Below are 19,777 nucleotides of genomic sequence, written 5' to 3'. Positions count from 1 at the left end.
CCCCGTGCCCGACACCGATCCGGCGCCTCCCGACGGCGCAGCGGGCCCCGCCGCCCGCCCCTACCCCGTCCCCGACTACGTGCCGATGGAGGCCGTCGCCCTCACCGACGCCGAGCGCTGGCCCCTGCTCACCGAGGCGGGCGCGGCCAACCTCGCCCGGCTGCGCACCCACCCGCACGCCCCGCCGTTCAACCACGCCTGCGGCGACCGCCTCACCGCCCCCGCCCTGGCCCGCCTGCGCGCCCACCCGCCCGGCCACCACGGCTGGAACCCGGACACCGAGCCGCCCTGGCTGATGGACTTGGTCGACCGCGTCTACGCGACCGTCCCCGCCTACCGCCGCCGCCCGCGCCCCACGCGGCTCACGGACGTCCCACCGCTCACCCGCCACGACCTGCTGACGGCAGCCGAACTCCACGTCCCGGACGACGCCGACCTCTCCGAGATGATCGTCTACCGCACGTCCGGCTCCCGGGGCCCAGCGGCGACGGTGCCGATGACCCCGGAGTTCTGCGCACTCGACCTGCCCATGATCGAGCACGTCCTCGCCACCGCGGGCATCACCGTCGCGGGTGGACCCGACCGGGTCTCGCTGGTGAACGTCTACCACCAGCCCGTGGCGTACCAGTTCGCCTCCGTGTCGTCCTATTGGAACGGCGCAGGCGTGGTGAAGGTCAACACCCACCCCACGGCCTGGCGCACCCCCGCCGACCGCCGGGCCTTCCTCGACGACCTGGCCCCGGAGCTCTACACCGGCAACCCCGTCTCCCTGGCCGCCCTGGCCGAGATCGGCCTCACCACCCGCCCCAGAGCCGTCCTCTCCGGCGCCATGGCCCTGGACCGCTCGGCGGCCACCACCCTCGCCCACCGCCTGGGCGCCCCCGTCTTCGACCTCTACGGCATCACCGAGGCAGGCCTCATAGCCCACCGCACCGGCGCCGTCCACACAGTCCTCCCCCGCCAGATGTACATCGAGATCCTCGACCCCACCGGCGCCCCCTGCCCACCCGGCACAACCGGCGAGATAGCCGTCACCTGCGGAGAGAACGCCCTGCTCCCCCTCCTCCGCTACCGCACCGGCGACCACGCGACCCTGACCTGGCACGACGGCCACCCAGCCCTCACCGCCCTGCACGGCCGCGACCCCGTCATGTTCCGCTCAGCCACCGGCGCGGTCATCAACTCCATCGAACTGACCCACGTCCTCTCCCCCCTGGCCATCCTCGCCTACCACCTGCACCAACACACCGACAGCGCCGTCGAGATCGCCGTCCACGCCCCCGGCCCACCAACCACCGCAGTGGCCGACGCCGTCCGCTCCCTACTCGGCGACGTGCCGATCACAGTCACCGAAAGCGACCTGTCCGGCGAGAGCAAACCCCAGCGCTACACCGCCGACGCTCCCACACCTTGAGCCGTCGAGCGTTCCCTCAACCACCTCGAGCAATGGCGCGGCCCGGACGAGTAGTGCGTGAGTCGGGGCGGTGGCCGCGGGTGGCGAAGGGTGTCCGAGATCCGTTGTGACGACCGAATCGACGACCACCTGGCCGACAGGCCCAGGGTGGGCAGACCACCGAGGCTGGCGGTTCCTGCCCGCCCGCAACCCCCGCGCCGTCCGGTGCCAATCCGGCCACAACCGCCGCCCGCGGACGGCATCGCCCCGCACCAAACAGATCACGCGCTGGACGGCCACCGACATTGACCCGTGGACCGACACCACCTGGACCATGGACCCACCCCAGTGCAACACGGCCGAACCCGCCCCACCGTGAGACACCTGAAACCGGCAGGACGGGCCAGACACGGCCACCGCCACTCACACCCCCGCCAGCCTCCCCGTCACCCGGGCCCTGACCGCCTACGACCACTGAACCGAGATACGCATCACTCGTCCAGGCGTCGCCCTGCCAGCGGATCGCGGCCACGACCAGCACCGGCGTCGCACTGGTCGGTGAGACGCCGGTGCAGCGGTTACTTGATACCCGCGGCGTCCATGCCTCGGAGTTCGCGCTTGAGGTCGTGGATCTCGTCGCGGAGGCGGCCCGCCAGTTCGAACTGGAGGTCGCGGGCGGCGGTCATCATCTGGTCGGTGAGCTGGTGGACCAGGTCGGCCAGTTCGGCTCGGGGCATGGACTTGACGTCGCGGTCCGCGGCGACGAGGCCCGCGGATTTGGCGTTGCCCTTCTCGCCCGCGGCGCGCTTGCCCCGGGAGGCGTTGCGGCCGGAACCGCCGATGGGGACGGTGTCGTCGTCCTCGGCCTCGGTGAAGACGCGGTCGAGGATGTCGGCGATCTTCTTGCGGAGGGGCTGGGGGTCCAGGCCGCGTTCGGCGTTGTAGGCCTGCTGCTTGGCGCGGCGGCGGTTGGTCTCGTCGATGGCGTGGCGCATCGAGTCGGTGATCTTGTCGGCGTACATGTGGACCTGGCCGGAGACGTTGCGGGCGGCGCGGCCGATCGTCTGGACCAGGGAGGTGCCGCTGCGCAGGAAGCCCTCCTTGTCGGCGTCGAGGATCGCGACCAGGGAGACCTCGGGGAGGTCGAGGCCCTCGCGCAGCAGGTTGATGCCGATCAGCACGTCGTAGTCGCCCATGCGCAACTGGCGCAGCAGCTCGACGCGGCGCAGGGTGTCGACCTCGGAGTGCAGGTAGCGGACCCGGATGCCCAGCTCCAGCAGGTAGTCGGTGAGGTCCTCGGACATCTTCTTGGTCAGCGTGGTGACCAGGACCCGTTCGTCGCGCTCGGCGCGCTCGCGGATCTCGTGCACCAGGTCGTCGATCTGGCCCTCGGTGGGCTTGACGATGACCTCCGGGTCGAGCAGGCCGGTCGGGCGGATGACCTGCTCGACGAACTCGCCGCCGGTCTGCCCCATCTCGTACGGGCCGGGGGTCGCCGACAGGTACACCGTCTGCCCGATGCGCTCGGCGAACTCCTCCCAGGTCAGCGGCCGGTTGTCGACGGCGCTGGGCAGCCGGAAGCCGAAGTCGACCAGGTTGCGCTTGCGGGACATGTCGCCCTCGTACATGCCGCCGATCTGCGGCACGGTCACGTGCGACTCGTCGATGACCAGCAGGAAGTCGTCCGGGAAGTAGTCGATCAGGGTTGCCGGGGCGGTGCCCGCGGCGCGGCCGTCGATGTGCCGGGAGTAGTTCTCGATGCCCGAGCAGAACCCGACCTGGCGCATCATCTCGATGTCGTAGCTGGTGCGCATGCGCAGCCGCTGGGCCTCCAGCAGCTTGCCGTGGCCCTCCAGCTCGGCCAGCCGCGCCTCCAGCTCGGCCTCGATGCCCTTGATCGCCCGCTCCATGCGCTCCGGGCCCGCGACGTAGTGGGTGGCCGGGAAGATGCGCAGTTCGTCGCACTCCCTGACCACGTCGCCGGTGAGCGGGTGCAGGTAGTAGAGCTTGTCGATCTCGTCGCCGAAGAACTCGACGCGGATCGCGAGCTCCTCGTAGGCGGGGATGATCTCCACGGTGTCGCCGCGCACCCGGAAGGAGCCGCGGGTGAAGGACACGTCGTTGCGCGCGTACTGCACGTCGACCAGGGCGCGCAGGAACGTGTCGCGCTCGACCTGGTCGCCTGCCTTGAGCCCGATCGACCGGTCGAGGTAGGACTGCGGGGTGCCCAGGCCGTAGATGCACGACACCGAGGCGACCACGATGACGTCGCGCCGGGAGAGCAGGCTCATCGTCGCCGAGTGCCGCAGCCGCTCGACGTCGTCGTTGATCGACGAGTCCTTCTCGATGTAGGTGTCGGTCTGGGCGATGTAGGCCTCGGGCTGGTAGTAGTCGTAGTACGAGACGAAGTACTCGACCGCGTTGTCGGGGAAGAACTCCCGCAGCTCGTTGGCGAGCTGGGCGGCGAGGGTCTTGTTCGGGGCCATCACCAGCGTCGGCCGCTGCACCCGCTCGATCAGCCAGGCCGTCGTCGCCGACTTGCCGGTTCCGGTCGCGCCGAGCAGCACGACGTCCTGCTCCCCCGCCGCGATGCGCTTCTCCAGCGCCTCGATGGCGGCGGGCTGGTCGCCCGCGGGCTGGTAGTCCGCGACCATGCGGAACTTCCCGTCGGCGCGGGGGATGTCGCCGACGGGACGGTGCTCGGAGTGCGCGAGGACGGGGTGCTCGGTCGGGAAAGCCACGTCGCAAAGGCTACGCCCGACCACCGACAAAAGCCGCGCCCGCGTCATTTGCCCAGGTCAGAGGGTTAACAGTCGCAGCAGTTGCAGCAGCCACAGTCACAGCAGTCACCGCAGCCGTCGCACCCGCTGCAGCAGTCGCAGTCGCAGTTGTGGCACCAGCCCTGCTTGGGCTCGCCGGTCCACGGGTCGTGGTACGGGTCGGCGCAGCAGTACTGGCAGGTGCAGCACATGAACGCCGCGACACCGCAGCCCGCCGCGGCGCCCCGCTTCTTGCCCCAGTCCCAGACCGGGACGTGGCCTTTCTTGTCCTTCTTCCCCTTCTTCGGGCCGCGCGGGTCCGCGGGCTGCTGCCACCCGGGCGGGGGCTGGTCCGGGGCGGGCGCCCGCCAGCCCGGCGGCGGCTGGCTGGACGCCAGCGGCAGCTCATGGGGGTGGGCGGCGAGCAGCGGCCCGTGGCCGGCCGCCTGGTGGCCGAAGGTGCGGGTGACCGCCCGGCTCAGCTCGTGCACCAGCAGGGCGTGCACCAGCTTGCCGTCGTCGAAAGCCACCTCCTTGAGCGCGAGCCGCACGCCCAGCACGGCGTCGTCGCACAGCCGCCTGGCCTCCGCGACGGTCGCGCCGGTGGCGGTCAGCGGGTTCCACGCGCCCGCGGCCGCGTCCTGCTCGATGTCCTCCACGGCGTCGAGCAGGTGCGCGACCCGGCCGAACATCCGGCCCGCCTCGCGCAGCGGGGCCTCGTTCCCGGGACGGCCGGTGAGCACGGCGGTGTGCGCGAACGCGGCGGCCGTGGCGGTCTCGGTGGGCTCGGTGGCCAGCAGCAGCGACGACCCGGCGCCCAGCGAGGACTCCACCTCGCCCTGGCGGCCCACGGCGTCGAGCAGGACGGCGGTGGCGAACCCGAGCCGCTCGCCGGTGCGCTCGCCCTGCTCGGCCCAGCGGCCCGCGACGCGCTTGGCGACCCCCGCGACCGGGCGCCGGGCGAACGCGCCGTCACCGTCGGCGACGTGGTCGCGCACCTTCGCCGAGGCCAGCACGAGCGACACGGCGGCGGCCAGGTGCGCGCCGTCGCCGTCGGCGACCGGGGCGGGCCGCATGCCGCGCAGCGCGCACGGGCCCGCGAGGCGGCGCCCGCCCACCGCGGTCGACTGCGCCTCGACCAGCGCTGAGATGACCAGGCCGTCGTAGTTGGTCGCGGTCCGCGCGAGGTGGCCGTGGTCGTCGCGCAGGGCGAGGCAGAGACCGCACAGGTGCGCCATCCAGGACACGCGGAGGGTGTCCGACAGGCGGTGCCTGCAGGGTCGGAGAATGCCGAACACGGGCGCGCGCCTCTCGCCGTTGGAAGCCTGATCGGCGCCGGAGCATAGCCGCGTTCACCCGATCGGCGGTCCAAAACCCGCCAAAAACACTGGGCGGACACCGCACGAGTCGGCACGATGGCCTCATGGCAGCCGAACGAGCGATCGCACACCGGGCGGGGCGCCCCCTGCCGGGCGCCGGACTCCCCGTGCCGCCCGCGCGCCGCGACGACACCGAGCACGAGGTGCACCCGCCCAAGGTCGAGGTGTTCGACCCGGCGGCGATGACCAACACCGACCCCAAGGGCTTCGTGCGCGCGGTGGACGTCTACCGCGCGCTGCCCGGGGGCCTGTTCATGGCGCGCCCGGTCGACGGGCACCGGCGCATCGCCTACTTCCAGTCGCTGCTGCTGCCCGAGCACGGCCTGCGGGTGTCGCGGTGGCGGCCCCGGCCGGGGGTCGACCTGGGGCACGACTTCTACCTCGACGTCGTGGACATCAGCAGCCCGGAGTCGACGGGGGATTCCGTCTGGCGCACGCTCGACCTCTATTTGGACGTGCTGGTGCGCGAGGGTCGCGATCTCCGGGTGGAGGACAGCGACGAACTCGTCGCCGCGGCGCGGGCCGGGTTGCTGGATTCGTCCACGGTGCGACGAGCGATGGAGCGCACATACCGGGCCGTCGAGGGTATCGCCCGTTCGGGTTATGATGTAGACGCGTGGCTGGTCACGCTGGGTGTCGAGCCGCCCTGGATCAAATTCTGCCACTAAGTGACAATTCCGGAAAAAGTCAACGCAAAGTACGTCATGATCGCGAAAATTAGCCCGAAAGAGATCTCTTCGCCGGGCTTTCGTGACATAACGAAATGATTCCGGAAATCGCCCGGGCGAAGTGTCCGACTACGCTCGCCCAGGTGGGGACGGCCATCACACCGCAGCTTGTCGACATCGTCGACATCGCCACCGCGGTACGCAGCTTCTCGTCGGGGACATCGCACGCCCTGCGCGTCTGCCAGGTGGAGCGCTGGGGCTTGCGTATGGAGTACACGACCCCGGACGACCCCTTCTCCGACACGGAGATCACCTGGCTGCTGCCGGAGCACAACCTGCGGCTCACCCAGCAGAAGCCCCGGTCCCGGCACGCCAAGGGCGGACCGAGCGTGCTGTCAGCGGTGCGGGTGCTGCGCGAGGGCCGCTACTGGCGCTGCACCGACCTGCTGCTTGGCCTCGCCGCCCCTGGTGGGACCGCGGCGCGGATCGTCAACTCCGAGGAGTTCGCCGCCGCCGTCGCGGGCCGCATCCTGCGCGTCGGCGACGCCGACCTGGCGATGTGCACGGTGCACCGGACGCTCGAGGAGTTGAGCCGGGTCCGCCACGACCTGTCGTCGTGGCTCGCCCACAAGCACATCTTCGAGGTCTGGCCGCCGTACTAGGGCAGTGTCAACGGTCGGGTTGGCTTGTCGGTTCGCCCATGCCGCAACGGTTCCGGGCGGGCGGCCTGGTCGTTCGCTGGGCGGGTCTCGGCGAAGAGGCGCTAGACGGGCTTCCGTTGAGTTGTCCACAGGCAAGATCGACTTCGGGGCTCTGGCGCGGTTCGGCCGGTAGAATGGACCGAGGGTGGCCCCCAGTGGTGGGTGGGGTTTGTGTGTGCAGGCGGGGTTTGTGTGTGCAGGCGGGGTTTGTGTGTGCAGGCGGGGTTTGTGCGCGCAGGCGGGGTTTGTGCGCGCGGGTGGGGTTTGTGCGCGCGGGTGGGGTTTGAGTGCCGTGCGAGTGAGGGCGCCGCGCGGGGAGGTCAGGCTTGGGGTTGCCAGCCGACCTGGGCCGCCCAGGCCTCGGCTCGGGTGGCGGCCGCGGTGAACCAGTCGTCCTTGAGGCGGCCGTACTCCGGGATGCTGGTGGCCTTGGCCGCGAGGTCGCGCTTGAGCGCCTCGTACTCGGCGGCGGCCTCCGGGTCGCGGCGCAGCCACTCCGGCATGAGCAGCGCGTAGCGCTGGTTCGCCGCGCCCGCGGGCCGGAGGTGCACGTTGACCCAGGTGGCCGGGTCGGCGCTGACGTGGGTGCGCTTGGGCAGGTCGGGGCCGCCCGCGTGGTCGACGTCGTGGTCGAAGCCGGGCAGGCGGGGGAAGCCGGCGGCGGCGAGGGGCTCGTCGAGGGCGTCGGCGGTGGCCAGGTCGGGCACGGTGACCTGCACGTCGATGACGTCCTTGGCGGCCAGGCCGGGCACCGCCGTCGACCCGATGTGGTCGACCGAGAGCGCTTTCTCGGCAGCGGCCAGCCGCAGCCGGGACACGACCCGGGCGGCGCGGTCGGCCCACGCCGGGTCGGCCTCGACGATCACCGGGGCGCCCCGGTCGTCGGCGCGGCGCAGCCGGATGTTGCTCTCGAAGCGCACCAGGCGGTCGGCCCACAGGGCGTCGACGGCGCGCTGCACGACGTCGGGCGCGCCACCGTTGTCCAGCCAGATGTCGGCGGCGGCGCGGCGGTCGGCCGCGGTGGCCTGCGCGGCGATGCGGTTGCGGGCGTCCTGCTCGGCCAGGCCCCTGGACCGCACGAGCCTGCGCACGCGCTCCTCGACCGGGGCGTCGACGACGATCACCAGGTGGTAGAGCGAGCCCATCCGGTTCTCCACCAGCAGCGGCACGTCGTGCACGACCACGGCCTCGGCGGGCGCGGCGCTGACCAGTTCGGCGGTGCGGGCGGCGATCTTGGGGTGGAGGATGCCGTTGAGCCGCTGGCGGGTCGCCTCGTCGGTGAAGGCGATGGCGGCCAGGGCGGGGCGGTCGAGGGTGCCGTCGGCGGCGAGGATGCCGTCGCCGAAGGCCTCGGCCAGCTCGCGCAGGCCGTCGGTGCCCGGCTCCACCACCTCGCGGGCGATCTTGTCGGAGTCGACCACGAACGCCCCGTGCTCGGCGAGCCTGGTCGCGACCGTCGACTTGCCCGACCCGATGCCCCCGGTGAGTCCTACGCGCAGCATGGCACCGATTGTGTCAGGGGACGCCCGCGGGCTCAGGGCCCGGTCGGCGATGCGGGACAGCACCGCAACCGCCTCGGCCGCGGTGACCAGCGACGGCAGCGCGGCAACCACGACGGTGAGCATGTCGTGCGCGGCGACAAGGGTGCGGGAGACGTCGAGCAGCACACCGGCTCCCTGGTGGTCCCATGGCGACTTCGGTCGAGGACGCCGTGGGCGCCAGCCTGGTCGGGCCACTGGTGGGCGCGCGGGAGCAAGGGACCGCACGGGTCTGGCGCGGGCTCGCTGCGTGGCCGAGCCGAACACTCGGATCTTCGGCCGCTGCCGGGACCGGGAGGGCAGCGGCGCAGGAGGACGGCGTGTCCTAGCGAAAATGGGGAAACCCCCGAGACCGCGTGGTCTCGGGGGTTTCCGCTGAAGAGCTCAGGCTCACATGCCGCCGGAGAGCTTCTCCCGCAGAGCGGCGAGCTGCTCGTCGCTGGCCAGAGTGCCACCCGACTGGGCGGCCTTCTCCGAACCCGCGGAGGAGTAGCTCTGCTCGCCACCACTGGTGCTGCCACCGGTGGCGGCCGCGATGACGCCCTCGGCCTCGGCGGCGGCGTCCGCCTCCGCGGCCTTGACGATCTGCTTCATGTGCTGCTCGTAGCGGGTGTGCGCCTCGGCGTACTGGCGCTCCCACTCCTCGCGCTGCTTGTCGAAGCCTTCCTGCCAGTCCTGGGTCTCCGGGTCGAAGCCCTCGGGGTAGATGTAGTTGCCCTCGTTGTCGTACTCGGCGGCCATGCCGTACTGGGTCGGGTCGAACTCGGTCTCCGTGGTGAAGCCCTCGTTCGCCTGCTTCAGCGACAGCGAGATGCGACGGCGCTCGAGGTCGATGTCGATGACCTTGACCATGACGTCGTTGCCGACCTGCACGACCTGCTCCGGGATCTCCACGTGGCGCTCGGCCAGCTCGGAGATGTGGACCAGGCCCTCGATGCCCTCGTCCACCCGGACGAACGCGCCGAACGGAACCAGCTTGGTGACCTTGCCCGGCACGATCTGACCGATCGCGTGGGTGCGGGCGAACTGGCGCCACGGGTCTTCCTGCGTCGCCTTGAGCGACAGCGACACGCGCTCGCGCTCCATGTCGACGTCGAGGACCTCGACGGTGACCTCCTGGCCGACCTCGACGACCTCGGAGGGGTGGTCGATGTGCTTCCAGGACAGCTCCGAGACGTGCACCAGGCCGTCGACGCCACCGAGGTCCACGAAGGCACCGAAGTTGACGATCGAGGACACGACGCCCTTGCGGACCTGGCCCTTCTGGAGCTGGTTGAGGAACTCGCTGCGGACCTCGGACTGGGTCTGCTCGAGCCACGCGCGGCGGGACAGGACCACGTTGTTGCGGTTCTTGTCCAGCTCGATGATCTTGGCCTCGAGCTCGCGGCCCACGTACGGCTGCAGGTCGCGCACGCGGCGCATCTCGACCAGCGACGCGGGGAGGAAGCCCCGGAGGCCGATGTCGAGGATGAGGCCACCCTTGACGACCTCGATGACCGTGCCCTTGACCGGCTCGTCCGACTCCTTGAGCGCCTCGATCGTGCCCCAGGCCCGCTCGTACTGAGCGCGCTTCTTGGACAGGATCAGGCGGCCCTCCTTGTCCTCCTTCTGGAGAACGAGGGCCTCGACCTCGTCACCGACACTGACCACGTCGGCGGGATCGACATCGTGCTTGATCGACAGCTCGCGCGAGGGGATGACGCCCTCGGTCTTGTAGCCGATGTCGAGCAGGACCTCGTCCCGGTCGACCTTGACGATCGTGCCTTCAACGATGTCGCCGTCGTTGAAGTACTTGATCGTCGCATCGATCGCGGCGAGGAACTCCTCCTCCGACGCGAAGTCGTTGATGGCGACCTGCGGCCTCGTCGAGGAGGCGTCGGGGACAATGGTGGTGTCGGTGGACATTGGGTAGGTGGCTCCGGTACGGATTGGGGGTCGCTGGGCGTGGTTCTGCGTCGTGAAGTTCGTCTGCCGCAGTGGATCACGGCGGCCGACTTACACCCCACGTGCAGGACATACTCCGGACAACACCCGCCGCCGCAGGTCGATTCCCGACTGCGGGGAAACCCCTGGGGAAACCTGCTGAAGGCGCGATACCACTGCGTGGATGTATCCTACGCGGCCGGTCACCAGGCGGGCAAACCCGGGTACCTCGAACGGCCGTGGTCAGCGGCCTGCTGCCACCATGGTCCGGTGACGAGCGAGACCAGCGCCGAGGCCGTCCTGGGCGCCACCGGGGTCGCGCGGGTGGCGGTCGACTCGGCCGCCTCCGTCGCGGCGAACATCGCCTGGTGGGACGCCGACGCCGACGACTACCACGCCGAGCACGGCGAGTTCCTCGGCGTCACCGACTTCATGTGGTGCCCGGAGTCACTGCGCGAGGAGGACGCCAACCTGCTCGGCGAGGTCTCCGGCCGCGACGTGCTGGAGGTCGGCTGCGGCTCGGCGTCCTGCGCGCGGTGGCTGCGCGAGCGCGGGGCGAACGTCGTCGGCATCGATCTGTCGGCCGGGATGCTGCGCTACGGCCGGGCGGCGAACACCGCGACCGGCATCGACGTGCCGCTGGTCCGGGGCAACGCGGAGCGGCTGCCGTTCCGCACCGGCTCGTTCGACCTGGCCTGCTCGGCGTTCGGCGCGGTGCCGTTCGTCGCCGACGTGGCGGGGACGTTCGCCGAGGTCGCCAGGGTGCTGCGGCCGGGCGGGAGCTGGACGTTCGCCGTGACCCACCCGATGCGGTGGATCTTCCCGGACGACCCCGGCCCGGACGGGCTCGTCGTCACCGGCTCCTACTTCGACCGCACCCCGTACGTCGAGGTCGACGCCGACGGCACCCCGACCTACGTCGAGCACCACCGCACCCTCGGCGACTACGTGCGCGCGCTGCACGCCGCCGGGTTCACCCTGTTCGACCTGGTCGAGCCGGAGTGGCCGGAGGGGCACGCGCAGGAGTGGGGCCAGTGGAGCCCGCTGCGCGGGGAGCGGTTCCCCGGGACGGCCATCTTCCGCTGCCGCCGGTGACCGGTCCGCTGCTGGCGGCGCAGTCGGCCCGGTTCGCCCGGGTCGACCCGCTGCTGCCGCCCGCGGTGGCGCCGCCGAACGGGGAGGTCCTGGTCGCGGCGCTGCCGGACGGGGAGCGCGCGGCCGGGGTGGTGACCAGGACCGAGCACCCGCCGGGCAGCGCGCCGACGCTGTGGTCGGCGCTGGAGGTGTGGGAGCTGCACCCGCTGCTGGGCGGGTTGGACGGCGGGGCGCTGGACGTGCTGCTGCGCCGCTGGGCGGCGGTGCTGGCGCGGGCGGCCCCCGGGTCGGACTCGGCGTGCGTGGTGTCCTGGCCGACGCGGGACGTGGCGGCCACCGGCGCGCTGCTGGCGCACGGGTTCGTGCCGCTGTCGGTGCTGGCCGTGCGGACCGGCCCGCCCGCGCCGCGGCGGGAGGCCGGGCTGGTGGTGCGCCAGGGCACCCGGGCGGACATGGACTTCCTGGTCGACTCGGCGATGGCGGAGCTGGCTTACTCGGCCAAGGTGGGCGGGGCGGTGGTGCGCCCGGAGGCGCGGGCGATCAAGCACGCCGCGCTGTCGGTGCACCTGGCCCAGGGCGACCCGGTGTGGCTGGCCGAGCGCGACGGGGTGCCGGTGGGCCACGCCGAGGGCTGGCACACCGTGTCCGCGCCCGCGACCTGGGCCGAGACCCGGGTGCCGCACGGCAGGTGGGGCTACCTGAACTGCGTGTCGGTCGCGCCCACCGCGCGCGGCACGGGGGTCGGCTCGGCGCTGGTCGACGCGGCGCACGCGGACCTGGCGGGCGAGGACGTGGCCGGGGTGTTCCTCTACTACAACCCGCCCAACCCCATCTCACCCGTGTTCTGGTCCCGGCGCGGCTACCGCCCGCTGTGGACTGTGTGGGAGCTGCGTCCCGCCGACGCGTTGCGCTGACCGCGCGTAGCCGAGATCACCCTGTGCCTGTTTGACGTTGTCCACCGCGCGGCGCATTCTTTGTACTGACTGGTCAGTTCAAAGGAGGCGGTATGCGGGTTCGCGCGGACGGGGTGGCGGTCGACGGGGCGCACGGTCCGCTGCTGGCGGCGACGTCGCTGGCGGTCGGACCCGGGCAGCTCGCCCTGGTGGCGGGCCCGCCCGGCGCCGGGCACACCGCGTTCGGGCTGGCGTTGACCGGGCGGATGGCGCTGTCGGCCGGGTCGGTCGAGCCGGGGGCCGCCGCGCTGCGGGCCGGGTCGGCACTGGTGGACGCGCCGGGGGTGAGCGAGCCGGAGGGTGCGCTGCGCGCCGCCGACGTGGTGGCCGAGGAGATGGCGCTCGGCGGTGGTCGGGCCCGGCGCCGGGACGTGGCCGCGCTGCTGGACGAGCACGGGGTCGACGGGGCGGCGCGGTTCGAGAACGTCTCCCCCGCCGCCAGGACCGCCCTGCTGACCGCGCTCGCCGCACGCCGCCGCGGGGTGCGGCTGCTCGTGCTCCACACCCCCGACCGGCACGCCGCAGACCACGGCGACTGGTGGCCCACAGCGCTGAGGCACGCCCGCGCGGGCCTGGCCGTCGTCGTCCTGTGCGGCGCCACCGCGGCCCGCGCCCTGCCCTTGGAACCCGCACGGCTGGGCAGCGTCGAGCAGCCCGGCCCCCTCGACCTCGCCCAGGAGGCGATCGCGTGAGCACCCCGCGCCTGGCCGCGTCGGAGTTCCGGCGGCTGACCTCGGGCACCCTGCCCAAGCTGGCCGTCCTCGCCCTGGTGCTGGTCCCCCTGCTCTACGGCTCGCTGTACCTCTACGCCAACGCCGACCCCTACGAGCGGCTCGACCGCATCCCCGCCGCCCTCGTCGTCGACGACACCGGGACGACCGATCCCGACGGGACCACCCGGAACGCGGGCCGCCAGGTCGCCGACGAGCTGCACGGCTCCGGCGCCTTCGACTGGCACGAGGTCGCCGCCGACGACGCCGAGTCCGGCGTCCGCGAGGGCCGCTACACCTTCTCCCTCACCCTGCCCGCCGACTTCTCCGCCGCCCTGGCCTCCGGCGCGGGCGAGCGGCCCCGGCCGGGGCTCATCACCGTGACCACCAACGACGCCAACAACTACCTCGTCGGCACGATCGCCGACCGGGTCGTGTCCGAGGTGCGCGCGTCGGTGGCCAGCGAGGTCGGGACCGAGGCCGCCGAGCGGTTCCTGGTCGGCTTCGGCACGATCCACCAGCGCACCCAGGAGGCGGCGACCGGGGCGGCGCGGCTCGCCGACGGTTCCAGCCAGGCCGCGACGGGCGCGGCGGCCCTGGCCACCGGGCAGCGGGAGCTGCTCGACGGCGCGACCAGGCTCGCGAACGGCTCGACCACCGCCGCGGACGGGGCCAAGACCCTCGCCGACGGCCTGGGCGCGCTCGACGACAAGACGGCGGACCTGCCCGCCCAGGCCGCGCGGTTGGCCGACGGGGCGCGCCAGGTCGCCGACGGGACGCGGCGCGTCGCCGACAGCGGCGCCCAAGTGGCGGGAGCCGCGCAAGAGGTCGTCGGGCAGTTCGACGCGATGGAGGTCGACGCCGCCGCCCGGCTGCGCGCGCTGGGCCTCCCGGAAGGGCAAGTCCGCCAAGCGGTCGAGGCGCTGCACGGGCTGCGCGGTCCGGTCGAGGACGCCAACGACCGCTTGCAACAAGCGAACACCAGCGTTCATGAATTGGCGGGCGGGGCTCGGCGGGTCGCCGACGGCAGCGCCGCGCTGGCCGCGGCGACCCCGGCGCTGGCGGACGGGATCTCGCGCGCCGCCAACGGAAGCCGGGAGCTGGCGACCGGCACCGCCGCCCTGCGCGACGGATCGGGGGAATTGGTATCCGGGGAGCGTTCCGCCGCCGAGGGCGCCACAAACTTGGCCGCGGGCACACGATCCGTCGCGGACGGCGCGGTCACGCTCCACGACGGACTGACCGCCGGGCTGGGCCAGATCCCCGATCCCGACGACGCCACCCGCGACCAGACCGCCCGCGCCATCGGCGACCCGGTGGCGGTGCGGCAGGTCGGCGAGAACAGCGCGGGCAGCTACGGCGCGGGCCTCGCCCCGTTCTTCCTCGGCCTGGCCACGTGGATCGGCGCGTTCGTCCTGTTCCTGGTGGTGCGCCCGCTGTCGACGCGCGCACTGGCCGCGGGCCACCCCGCGGTCCGCACCGCGCTCGCCGGGTGGCTCACCCCCGCGCTGCTCGGTGTCGCGCAGGTTGTCGTGATGTACGCGGTCGTGACCGGTGTGGTCGGCATCCACCCGGCGAACCCGTTGGCGACACTGGGTTTCCTCGTGTTGACGAGCCTGGCGTTCGTGTCGGTCGTGCACGCGCTCAACGCGCTGCTCGGCCCGGTGGGCAAGTTCGTGGCACTGGTCGTGCTGATCCTGCAACTGATCAGCGCCGGAGGCACATTTCCGTGGCAGACGCTCCCGGATTTGTTGCTCCCGCTGCACAAAGCGCTGCCGATGGGTTACGTCGTCGACGGTTTGCGCCATCTGCTCTACGGTGGACCCTTGTCCCAGCTCGGCGTTGACGCGGGGGTCCTCGCGGCGTACCTGATCGGAGGTCTGGTGGTCTCGACCATCGCGGCGCGCAGGCAACGCACCTGGACGGCGTCCCGGCTGCGCCCGGAGCTGGTGCTGTGAGCCCGAAACCGGAACGCACCAGCGCCACCAAGCAGAAGCTGTTCGACGCCACGCTGCGGCTGGCGGGCAGCCGGGGCATGGTCGGCCTCACCGTCGACGAGATCGCCGCCGAGGCGGGGGTCGCCAAGGGCACCGTCTACTACAACTTCGGCAGCAAGGACGGCCTCATCGACGCCCTCCTGCGCTACGGCGTCGACCTGCTCGCCGCCCGCCTGCGCACCGCCGAGGCCGCCGTGGGCCCGTGGGACACCGTCAGCGGCCTGGTCGACGGCATGCTGGCCTTCTTCGCCGAGTACCCGACGTTCGCCCAGTTGCTCGTCAGCGAGCTCTGGCGCACCCCCGGCCAGTGGCAGCAGACCCTGTCGCTGCTGCGCGAGCAGGTCACCGCCATCATCCGCACCCAGCTCCAGCACTTGGCGGACGCGGGCGACCTCCCCGAGGGCGTCCGCGTCCGCACCGCGGCGGCGTCGCTGTTCGGCACGGTGCTCGTCGTCGCGCTGGACTGGCAGGTGTTCGACCCGGAGCAGACCCGCGATGAGGTCCGCGACTCGGTGCTGCTGCTGGTGCGCGGGCTGCGCGGCAAGGTCTGACCGGTCCCGGCCGCGCCTGGTGGCCCGGTTCAGGACGCGAGCAGCTTGGGCATTCCGACCTGGTGGGTGCTGGGCAGCTTGCCGTCGGTGGCGCGGTCGACGGCGGCGAGGGTGGCCTCGGTCGTCTCGGCGGGGCTCAGGCGGCGGGTGCGGCCCGCGTAGTCGACCAGGCCGAGGAGGACGCGGTGCTTGGGGTGGCCGGGGTGCTCCGCGACGGGGCAGGAGACGCCGCTGTGCAGTTCGACGATGGGGGCGTCGTCGGCCAGGAGCGGGAGGATGTTGTCGGCCATGGGACCGTGCAGCCCGCCGTGGGCCCAGACGACCACGAGGTCGGCCGGGCCGCCGAGGGCTGTCGCGAGCCGGGCGGGCAGGCGCGGGTCGGGGGCGGACCAGCCCGCGCTGACCCAGCGCACGCCCGAGGCGACACCGGGGTCGGGGCGCCTGCTGGGGAGCACCACCCGCCAGCCGCGCCCGGCCAGTTCCACGGCCACCCCGCTCAGCAACCCGGTGCCCCCGATGACCAGCGCGCGCATGCCCCGCTCCCTTCACCGACAGTGGTGAAGGCAAATTACCCAGCGTGGCTGATCTCAACCCTTCCGCGTGTACCGCTCCTCGTGCAGGACGTCGGCCAGCGGCAGCCTGGAACGCCACCCGTGCCGCTCCAGGTCGGGCACCTCCTGCATGCCCGCGACCGGGCCCAGGCACAGCCAGGCCACCGGCCGCACGTGCCCGGGCATGCCGAGCAGGTCGCGCAGGAACTCCTCGCGGTAGAAGCTGACCCAGCCCACCCCCAGCCCCTCGGCGGTCGCGGCCAGCCACAGGTTCTCGATCGCCAGGCACACCGAGTACAGCCCGGCGTCGGCGATCGCGTGCCGCCCCAGCACCGAGGGCGACCCGCGCGAGGGGTCGTACCCGACGACGACCGACAGCGTCGACTCCAGGATGCCGTCGATCTTGATCCGCTCGAACGTCTCCGCCCGCTCCCCCGCCAGCGTCGCGGCGAAGGCGGCCCGCTCCTCGTGCACGTGCCCGTGGAACGCCCGCTTGGTGGCAGGGTCGCGGACGAGCACGAAGTCCCACGGCTGCGACATCCCCACGCTGGGCGCCGCGTGCGCCGCCTGGAGCACCCGCCGCAGCGTCTCGTCGTCGAGCGGGGCGCCGGTGAACTCCGCGCGCACGTCCCTGCGTCTGCCGATGACCTCGTACACATCCACAGAGGTGAGCTTATTTCACTCCCCCATCGCGGGGCCGACCGCTCCGCCAGGCTGGCCTCGTCATGGCCACGGGCGCGACCACGCCAGCCTCGTTCGCGCGCTCCACGCGCCGCCGGGTCGGTCAGTGGGCGGCCTCGTTCCAGGAGCGGCCGAAGCCGACCGAGACGTCCAGCGGCACCCGGAGGGTGAACGCGGCGGCCATCTGGGCGCGGACGAGGTCCTCGGCGGCCTGCTTCTCGCCCGCGGCCACGTCCAGCACCAGCTCGTCGTGGACCTGGAGCAGGACCTTGCTGGCCAGGCCCTGGGCCTTGAGCTCCCGCTGGACGTTGAGCATGGCCACCTTGATGATGTCGGCGGCGCTGCCCTGGATGGGGGCGTTGAGCGCCATCCGCTCGGCCATCTCCCGGCGCTGGCGGTTGTCGCTTGTCAGGTCGGGCAGCAGCCTGCGGCGGCCGAAGATGGTCTCGGTGTAGCCCTCCTTGCGGGCGCGCTCGACGACCTGCTGCAGGTAGTCGCGCACGCCGCCGAAGCCCTGGAAGTAGTCGTCCATCAGGCCGCGCGCCTCCTCGGTGGAGATGCGCAACTGCTGCGAGAGCCCGTACGCCGACAGGCCGTAGGCCAGGCCGTAGTTCATCGCCTTGATCTTGGCCCGCTGCTCGCCGGTGACCGCGGTCGGCGCCACGGCGAAGACCCGGGCGGCGGTGGCGGCGTGGAAGTCGAACCCGGAGTTGAACGCCTCGATCAGCGCCGCGTCCTCCGACAGGTGGGCCATGATCCGCATCTCGATCTGGCTGTAGTCGGCGGTGAGCAGCGACTCGAACCCGGGGCCGACCACGAACGCCTCGCGGATCGTGCGCCCGGCCTCGGTGCGGATCGGGATGTTCTGCAGGTTGGGCTCGGTGGAGGAGAGCCTGCCGGTGGCGGCGATGGTCTGGTTGAACGTGGTGTGGATGCGCCCGTCGTCGGCGGTGGACTTGATCAGGCCCTCGACGGTCACCTTGAGCCGGGTGGCGTCGCGGTGCTCGAGCATGTGCCGCAGGAACGGGTGCTCGGTCTGCTCGAACAGGGTCGTGAGCGCCTCGGCGTCGGTGGTGTAGCCGGTCTTGGTCCGCTTGGTCTTGGGCATCTGCAACTCGTCGAACAGCACCACCTGGAGCTGCTTGGGCGAGCCGAGGTTGATCTCCTTGCCGATGACGTCGAACGCGGCCCGCTCGGCGTCGCGCACCCGCGCGGCGAAGTCGGACTCCAGCTCGGCCAGCCGGTCGGTGTCGACGGCGATGCCGACCTCCTCCAGCTCGGCCAGCACCCGCAGCAGCGGCAGCTCCATGTCGGTCAGCAGCGCCTCCTGCCCGGTCTCGCGCAGCGCCTCGTCGAGCGACTCGGCCAACTCCGCGATGGCGCGGGCGCGCAGGATCTCGCCCGAGGCGAGCTTGCGCTCGTCGTCGCCCTCGTCGTCGAGCAGGGAGAGCTGCTGCTCGCCGTCGGCCTGCTCCACCCGCAGCTCGCGCTTGAGGTAGCGCAGCACCAGGTCGTCGAGGGCGAACGTGCGCTGCCCGGGCCGGGCCAGGTAGGCCGCGAGCGCGGTGTCGGTGGCCAGGCCGTGCAGCTCCCAGCCGCGGTGGCGCAGGGCGTGCAGCGACCGCTTGACGTCGTGGCCGAGCTTGACCCGCCCCGGGTCGGCCAGCCACGCGCGGAAAGCGGTCTCGTCCTCCTCGCTCAGCGTGGTGACGTCGACGAACACGCCCTCGCCGCCGGTGGTCGCCAGCGCGACCGACCGCAGCTCCACGGCCTGCCCGGACACCCCGGTCGACTCGTCGCGGAACGACAGCCCGATCCTGGTCCCGGCGGGGGCGTGCTCGGCCAGCCACCCGGCGAGCTGCCCCGGCTCCAGCGCGCCGCCGCTGACCTCGAAGCCCTCCTCGGCCTCCGGCTCGGCGGTGGACAGCGTCTGGAACAGCCGGTCGCGCAGGACCCGGAACTCCAGCTCGTCGAAGAGCCGGTGCACCGCGTCGCGGTCCCAGTCGCGCACGGCCAGGTCGGTCGGGGCCAGCTCCAGCGGCACGTCCCGGACCAGCTCGGTGAGCTGGCGGTTGAGCTGCACGTTGGACAGGTTGGCCCGCAGCGCGTCGCCGACCTTGCCCTTGACCTCGTCGACCCGGTCGATCAGGTCGGCCAGCGAGCCGAACTGCTGCATCCACTTGGTGATCGTCTTCTCGCCGACCCCGGGGATCTTGGGCAGGTTGTCGCTGGGGTCGCCGCGCAGGGCGGCGAAGTCGGGGTACTGGGTCGCGCTGACGCCGTACTTCTCCAGCACCGCGTCCGGGGTGTAGCGGGCCAGCTCGGACACGCCCTTGACCGGGTAGAGCACGGTGACCTGGTCGGTGACCAGTTGCAGGGCGTCGCGGTCGCCGGTGCAGATGGCCACGTGCATGCCCTCGGCGGCGGCCGAGGTGGTCAGGGTGGCGATGAGGTCGTCGGCCTCGAAGCCGTCCTTGGCCAGGGTGGGGATGTTCAGCGCGGCGAGCACGTCCTGGATCAGGCTGACCTGGCCCTTGAACTCGTCCGGGCTCGAGGACCGGTTGGCCTTGTAGTCGGCGAACTGCTCGCTGCGGAAGGTCTTGCGCGAGACGTCGAAGCACACCGCCAGGTGGGTGGGCGCCTCGTCGCGCAGCAGGTTGATCAGCATCGAGGTGAAGCCGTAGACGGCGTTGGTGTGCTGGCCGGTCGCGGTGGCGAAGTTCTCCTTCGGCAGGGCGAAGAAGGCCCGGTACGCCATCGAGTGCCCATCGATGAGCAGCAGGCGTGGGCCTGACTTGGCGGTGGGCTTCGCGGCGGGCTTGGTGGCGCGGGTCTGGGTCTTGGCTGGCACGCGGGCGAGTCTAGGGTGGGGCACCGA

At 72.3% G+C, this 19,777-nt stretch carries 15 protein-coding genes; 8 read left to right on the top strand and 7 right to left on the bottom strand.

Features of this window, described 5'->3' with window-relative positions; translation table 11 throughout:
- Window positions 1-4: 4 nt before the first annotated feature.
- Window positions 5-1,414: an AMP-binding protein gene (locus tag GCL84_RS15830; RefSeq protein WP_156756232.1), complete on the top strand. Its 1,410-nt coding sequence runs from the start codon at window positions 5-7 to the stop codon at window positions 1,412-1,414.
- A 557-nt stretch (window positions 1,415-1,971) separates the two neighbouring features.
- Here the strand turns inward: GCL84_RS15830 and uvrB are convergent.
- Both uvrB and GCL84_RS15820 read right to left on the bottom strand, forming a co-directional pair.
- Window positions 1,972-4,134: an excinuclease ABC subunit UvrB gene (gene uvrB, locus GCL84_RS15825; RefSeq protein WP_197523283.1), complete on the bottom strand. Its 2,163-nt coding sequence runs from the start codon at window positions 4,132-4,134 to the stop codon at window positions 1,972-1,974.
- Between the two features lie 65 nt (window positions 4,135-4,199).
- Entirely contained in the window at window positions 4,200-5,450 is a 1,251-nt protein-coding gene (locus GCL84_RS15820; RefSeq protein ID WP_156756230.1) for a DUF5685 family protein, read from the bottom strand.
- A gap of 125 nt (window positions 5,451-5,575) precedes the next feature.
- Between GCL84_RS15820 and GCL84_RS15815 the strand changes: the two genes are divergently transcribed.
- Window positions 5,576-6,199, top strand: coding sequence for a DUF402 domain-containing protein (locus GCL84_RS15815; RefSeq protein ID WP_156756229.1), 624 nt, complete (start codon window positions 5,576-5,578; stop codon window positions 6,197-6,199).
- A gap of 143 nt (window positions 6,200-6,342) precedes the next feature.
- Window positions 6,343-6,861, top strand: a complete 519-nt coding sequence (locus GCL84_RS15810; protein WP_156756228.1) for a DUF402 domain-containing protein — start codon at window positions 6,343-6,345, stop codon at window positions 6,859-6,861.
- 359 nt (window positions 6,862-7,220) lie between these two features.
- Here the strand turns inward: GCL84_RS15810 and coaE are convergent, their stop codons facing one another.
- Both coaE and rpsA read right to left on the bottom strand, forming a co-directional pair.
- Complete coding sequence (gene coaE / locus GCL84_RS15805) at window positions 7,221-8,402, bottom strand: dephospho-CoA kinase (protein WP_156756312.1); 1,182 nt, start codon at window positions 8,400-8,402, stop codon at window positions 7,221-7,223.
- A 426-nt stretch (window positions 8,403-8,828) separates the two neighbouring features.
- Window positions 8,829-10,343: a 30S ribosomal protein S1 gene (gene rpsA / locus GCL84_RS15800; RefSeq protein WP_156756227.1), complete on the bottom strand. Its 1,515-nt coding sequence runs from the start codon at window positions 10,341-10,343 to the stop codon at window positions 8,829-8,831.
- 288 nt (window positions 10,344-10,631) lie between these two features.
- Between rpsA and GCL84_RS15795 the strand changes: the two genes are divergently transcribed.
- From GCL84_RS15795 to GCL84_RS15775, 5 genes are all read left to right on the top strand, one after another.
- Entirely contained in the window at window positions 10,632-11,456 is an 825-nt protein-coding gene (locus tag GCL84_RS15795) for a class I SAM-dependent methyltransferase (protein WP_156756226.1), read from the top strand.
- Window positions 11,453-12,370 carry a GNAT family N-acetyltransferase gene (locus tag GCL84_RS15790; protein WP_156756225.1) on the top strand — a complete coding sequence of 306 codons (918 nt, stop codon included), beginning with the start codon at window positions 11,453-11,455 and terminating at the stop codon, window positions 12,368-12,370. The genes GCL84_RS15795 and GCL84_RS15790 overlap by 4 nt, the downstream gene beginning before the upstream one ends.
- Window positions 12,371-12,462: 92 nt before the next feature.
- On the top strand, window positions 12,463-13,101 hold the full coding sequence (locus tag GCL84_RS15785) for an ABC transporter ATP-binding protein (RefSeq protein WP_156756224.1): 639 nt from the start codon (window positions 12,463-12,465) through the stop codon (window positions 13,099-13,101).
- Window positions 13,098-15,077, top strand: a complete 1,980-nt coding sequence (locus GCL84_RS15780) for a YhgE/Pip family protein (protein ID WP_156756223.1) — start codon at window positions 13,098-13,100, stop codon at window positions 15,075-15,077. The genes GCL84_RS15785 and GCL84_RS15780 overlap by 4 nt, the downstream gene beginning before the upstream one ends.
- Window positions 15,074-15,667: a TetR/AcrR family transcriptional regulator gene (locus GCL84_RS15775; RefSeq protein ID WP_156756222.1), complete on the top strand. Its 594-nt coding sequence runs from the start codon at window positions 15,074-15,076 to the stop codon at window positions 15,665-15,667. The genes GCL84_RS15780 and GCL84_RS15775 overlap by 4 nt, the downstream gene beginning before the upstream one ends.
- Window positions 15,668-15,696: 29 nt before the next feature.
- On the opposite strand, the gene GCL84_RS15770 is transcribed toward GCL84_RS15775, so the two are convergent.
- From GCL84_RS15770 to polA, 3 genes are all read right to left on the bottom strand, one after another.
- A complete protein-coding gene (locus tag GCL84_RS15770; RefSeq protein WP_156756221.1) occupies window positions 15,697-16,200 on the bottom strand; it encodes a Rossmann-fold NAD(P)-binding domain-containing protein in 504 nt (167 codons plus the stop codon).
- A gap of 54 nt (window positions 16,201-16,254) precedes the next feature.
- The gene (gene bluB, locus GCL84_RS15765) at window positions 16,255-16,881 is read right to left on the bottom strand and encodes a 5,6-dimethylbenzimidazole synthase (RefSeq protein WP_156756220.1); all 627 of its coding nucleotides are present in this window, start codon (window positions 16,879-16,881) and stop codon (window positions 16,255-16,257) included.
- Window positions 16,882-17,002: 121 nt separating this feature from the next.
- Window positions 17,003-19,750, bottom strand: coding sequence for a DNA polymerase I (gene polA, locus GCL84_RS15760; protein ID WP_197523282.1), 2,748 nt, complete (start codon window positions 19,748-19,750; stop codon window positions 17,003-17,005).
- Window positions 19,751-19,777 lie beyond the last annotated feature (27 nt).

The organism is Actinokineospora pegani, assembly GCF_009745975.1.
GTDB classification, from domain to species: Bacteria; Actinomycetota; Actinomycetes; order Mycobacteriales; family Pseudonocardiaceae; genus Actinokineospora; species Actinokineospora pegani.
The sequence above is the reverse complement of the archived record's forward strand: the minus strand, read 5'-3'. Positions and strand labels throughout refer to the sequence as shown.

Coding starts and splice junctions, on each gene's coding strand:
- GCL84_RS15815 (WP_156756229.1), top strand. CDS start 5,576: ATGGCAGCCGAACGAGCGATCGCACACCGGGCGGGGCGCCCCCTGCCG.
- coaE (WP_156756312.1), bottom strand. CDS start 8,402: ATGCTGCGCGTAGGACTCACCGGGGGCATCGGGTCGGGCAAGTCGACG.
- rpsA (WP_156756227.1), bottom strand. CDS start 10,343: ATGTCCACCGACACCACCATTGTCCCCGACGCCTCCTCGACGAGGCCG.
- GCL84_RS15785 (WP_156756224.1), top strand. CDS start 12,463: ATGCGGGTTCGCGCGGACGGGGTGGCGGTCGACGGGGCGCACGGTCCG.
- GCL84_RS15770 (WP_156756221.1), bottom strand. CDS start 16,200: ATGCGCGCGCTGGTCATCGGGGGCACCGGGTTGCTGAGCGGGGTGGCC.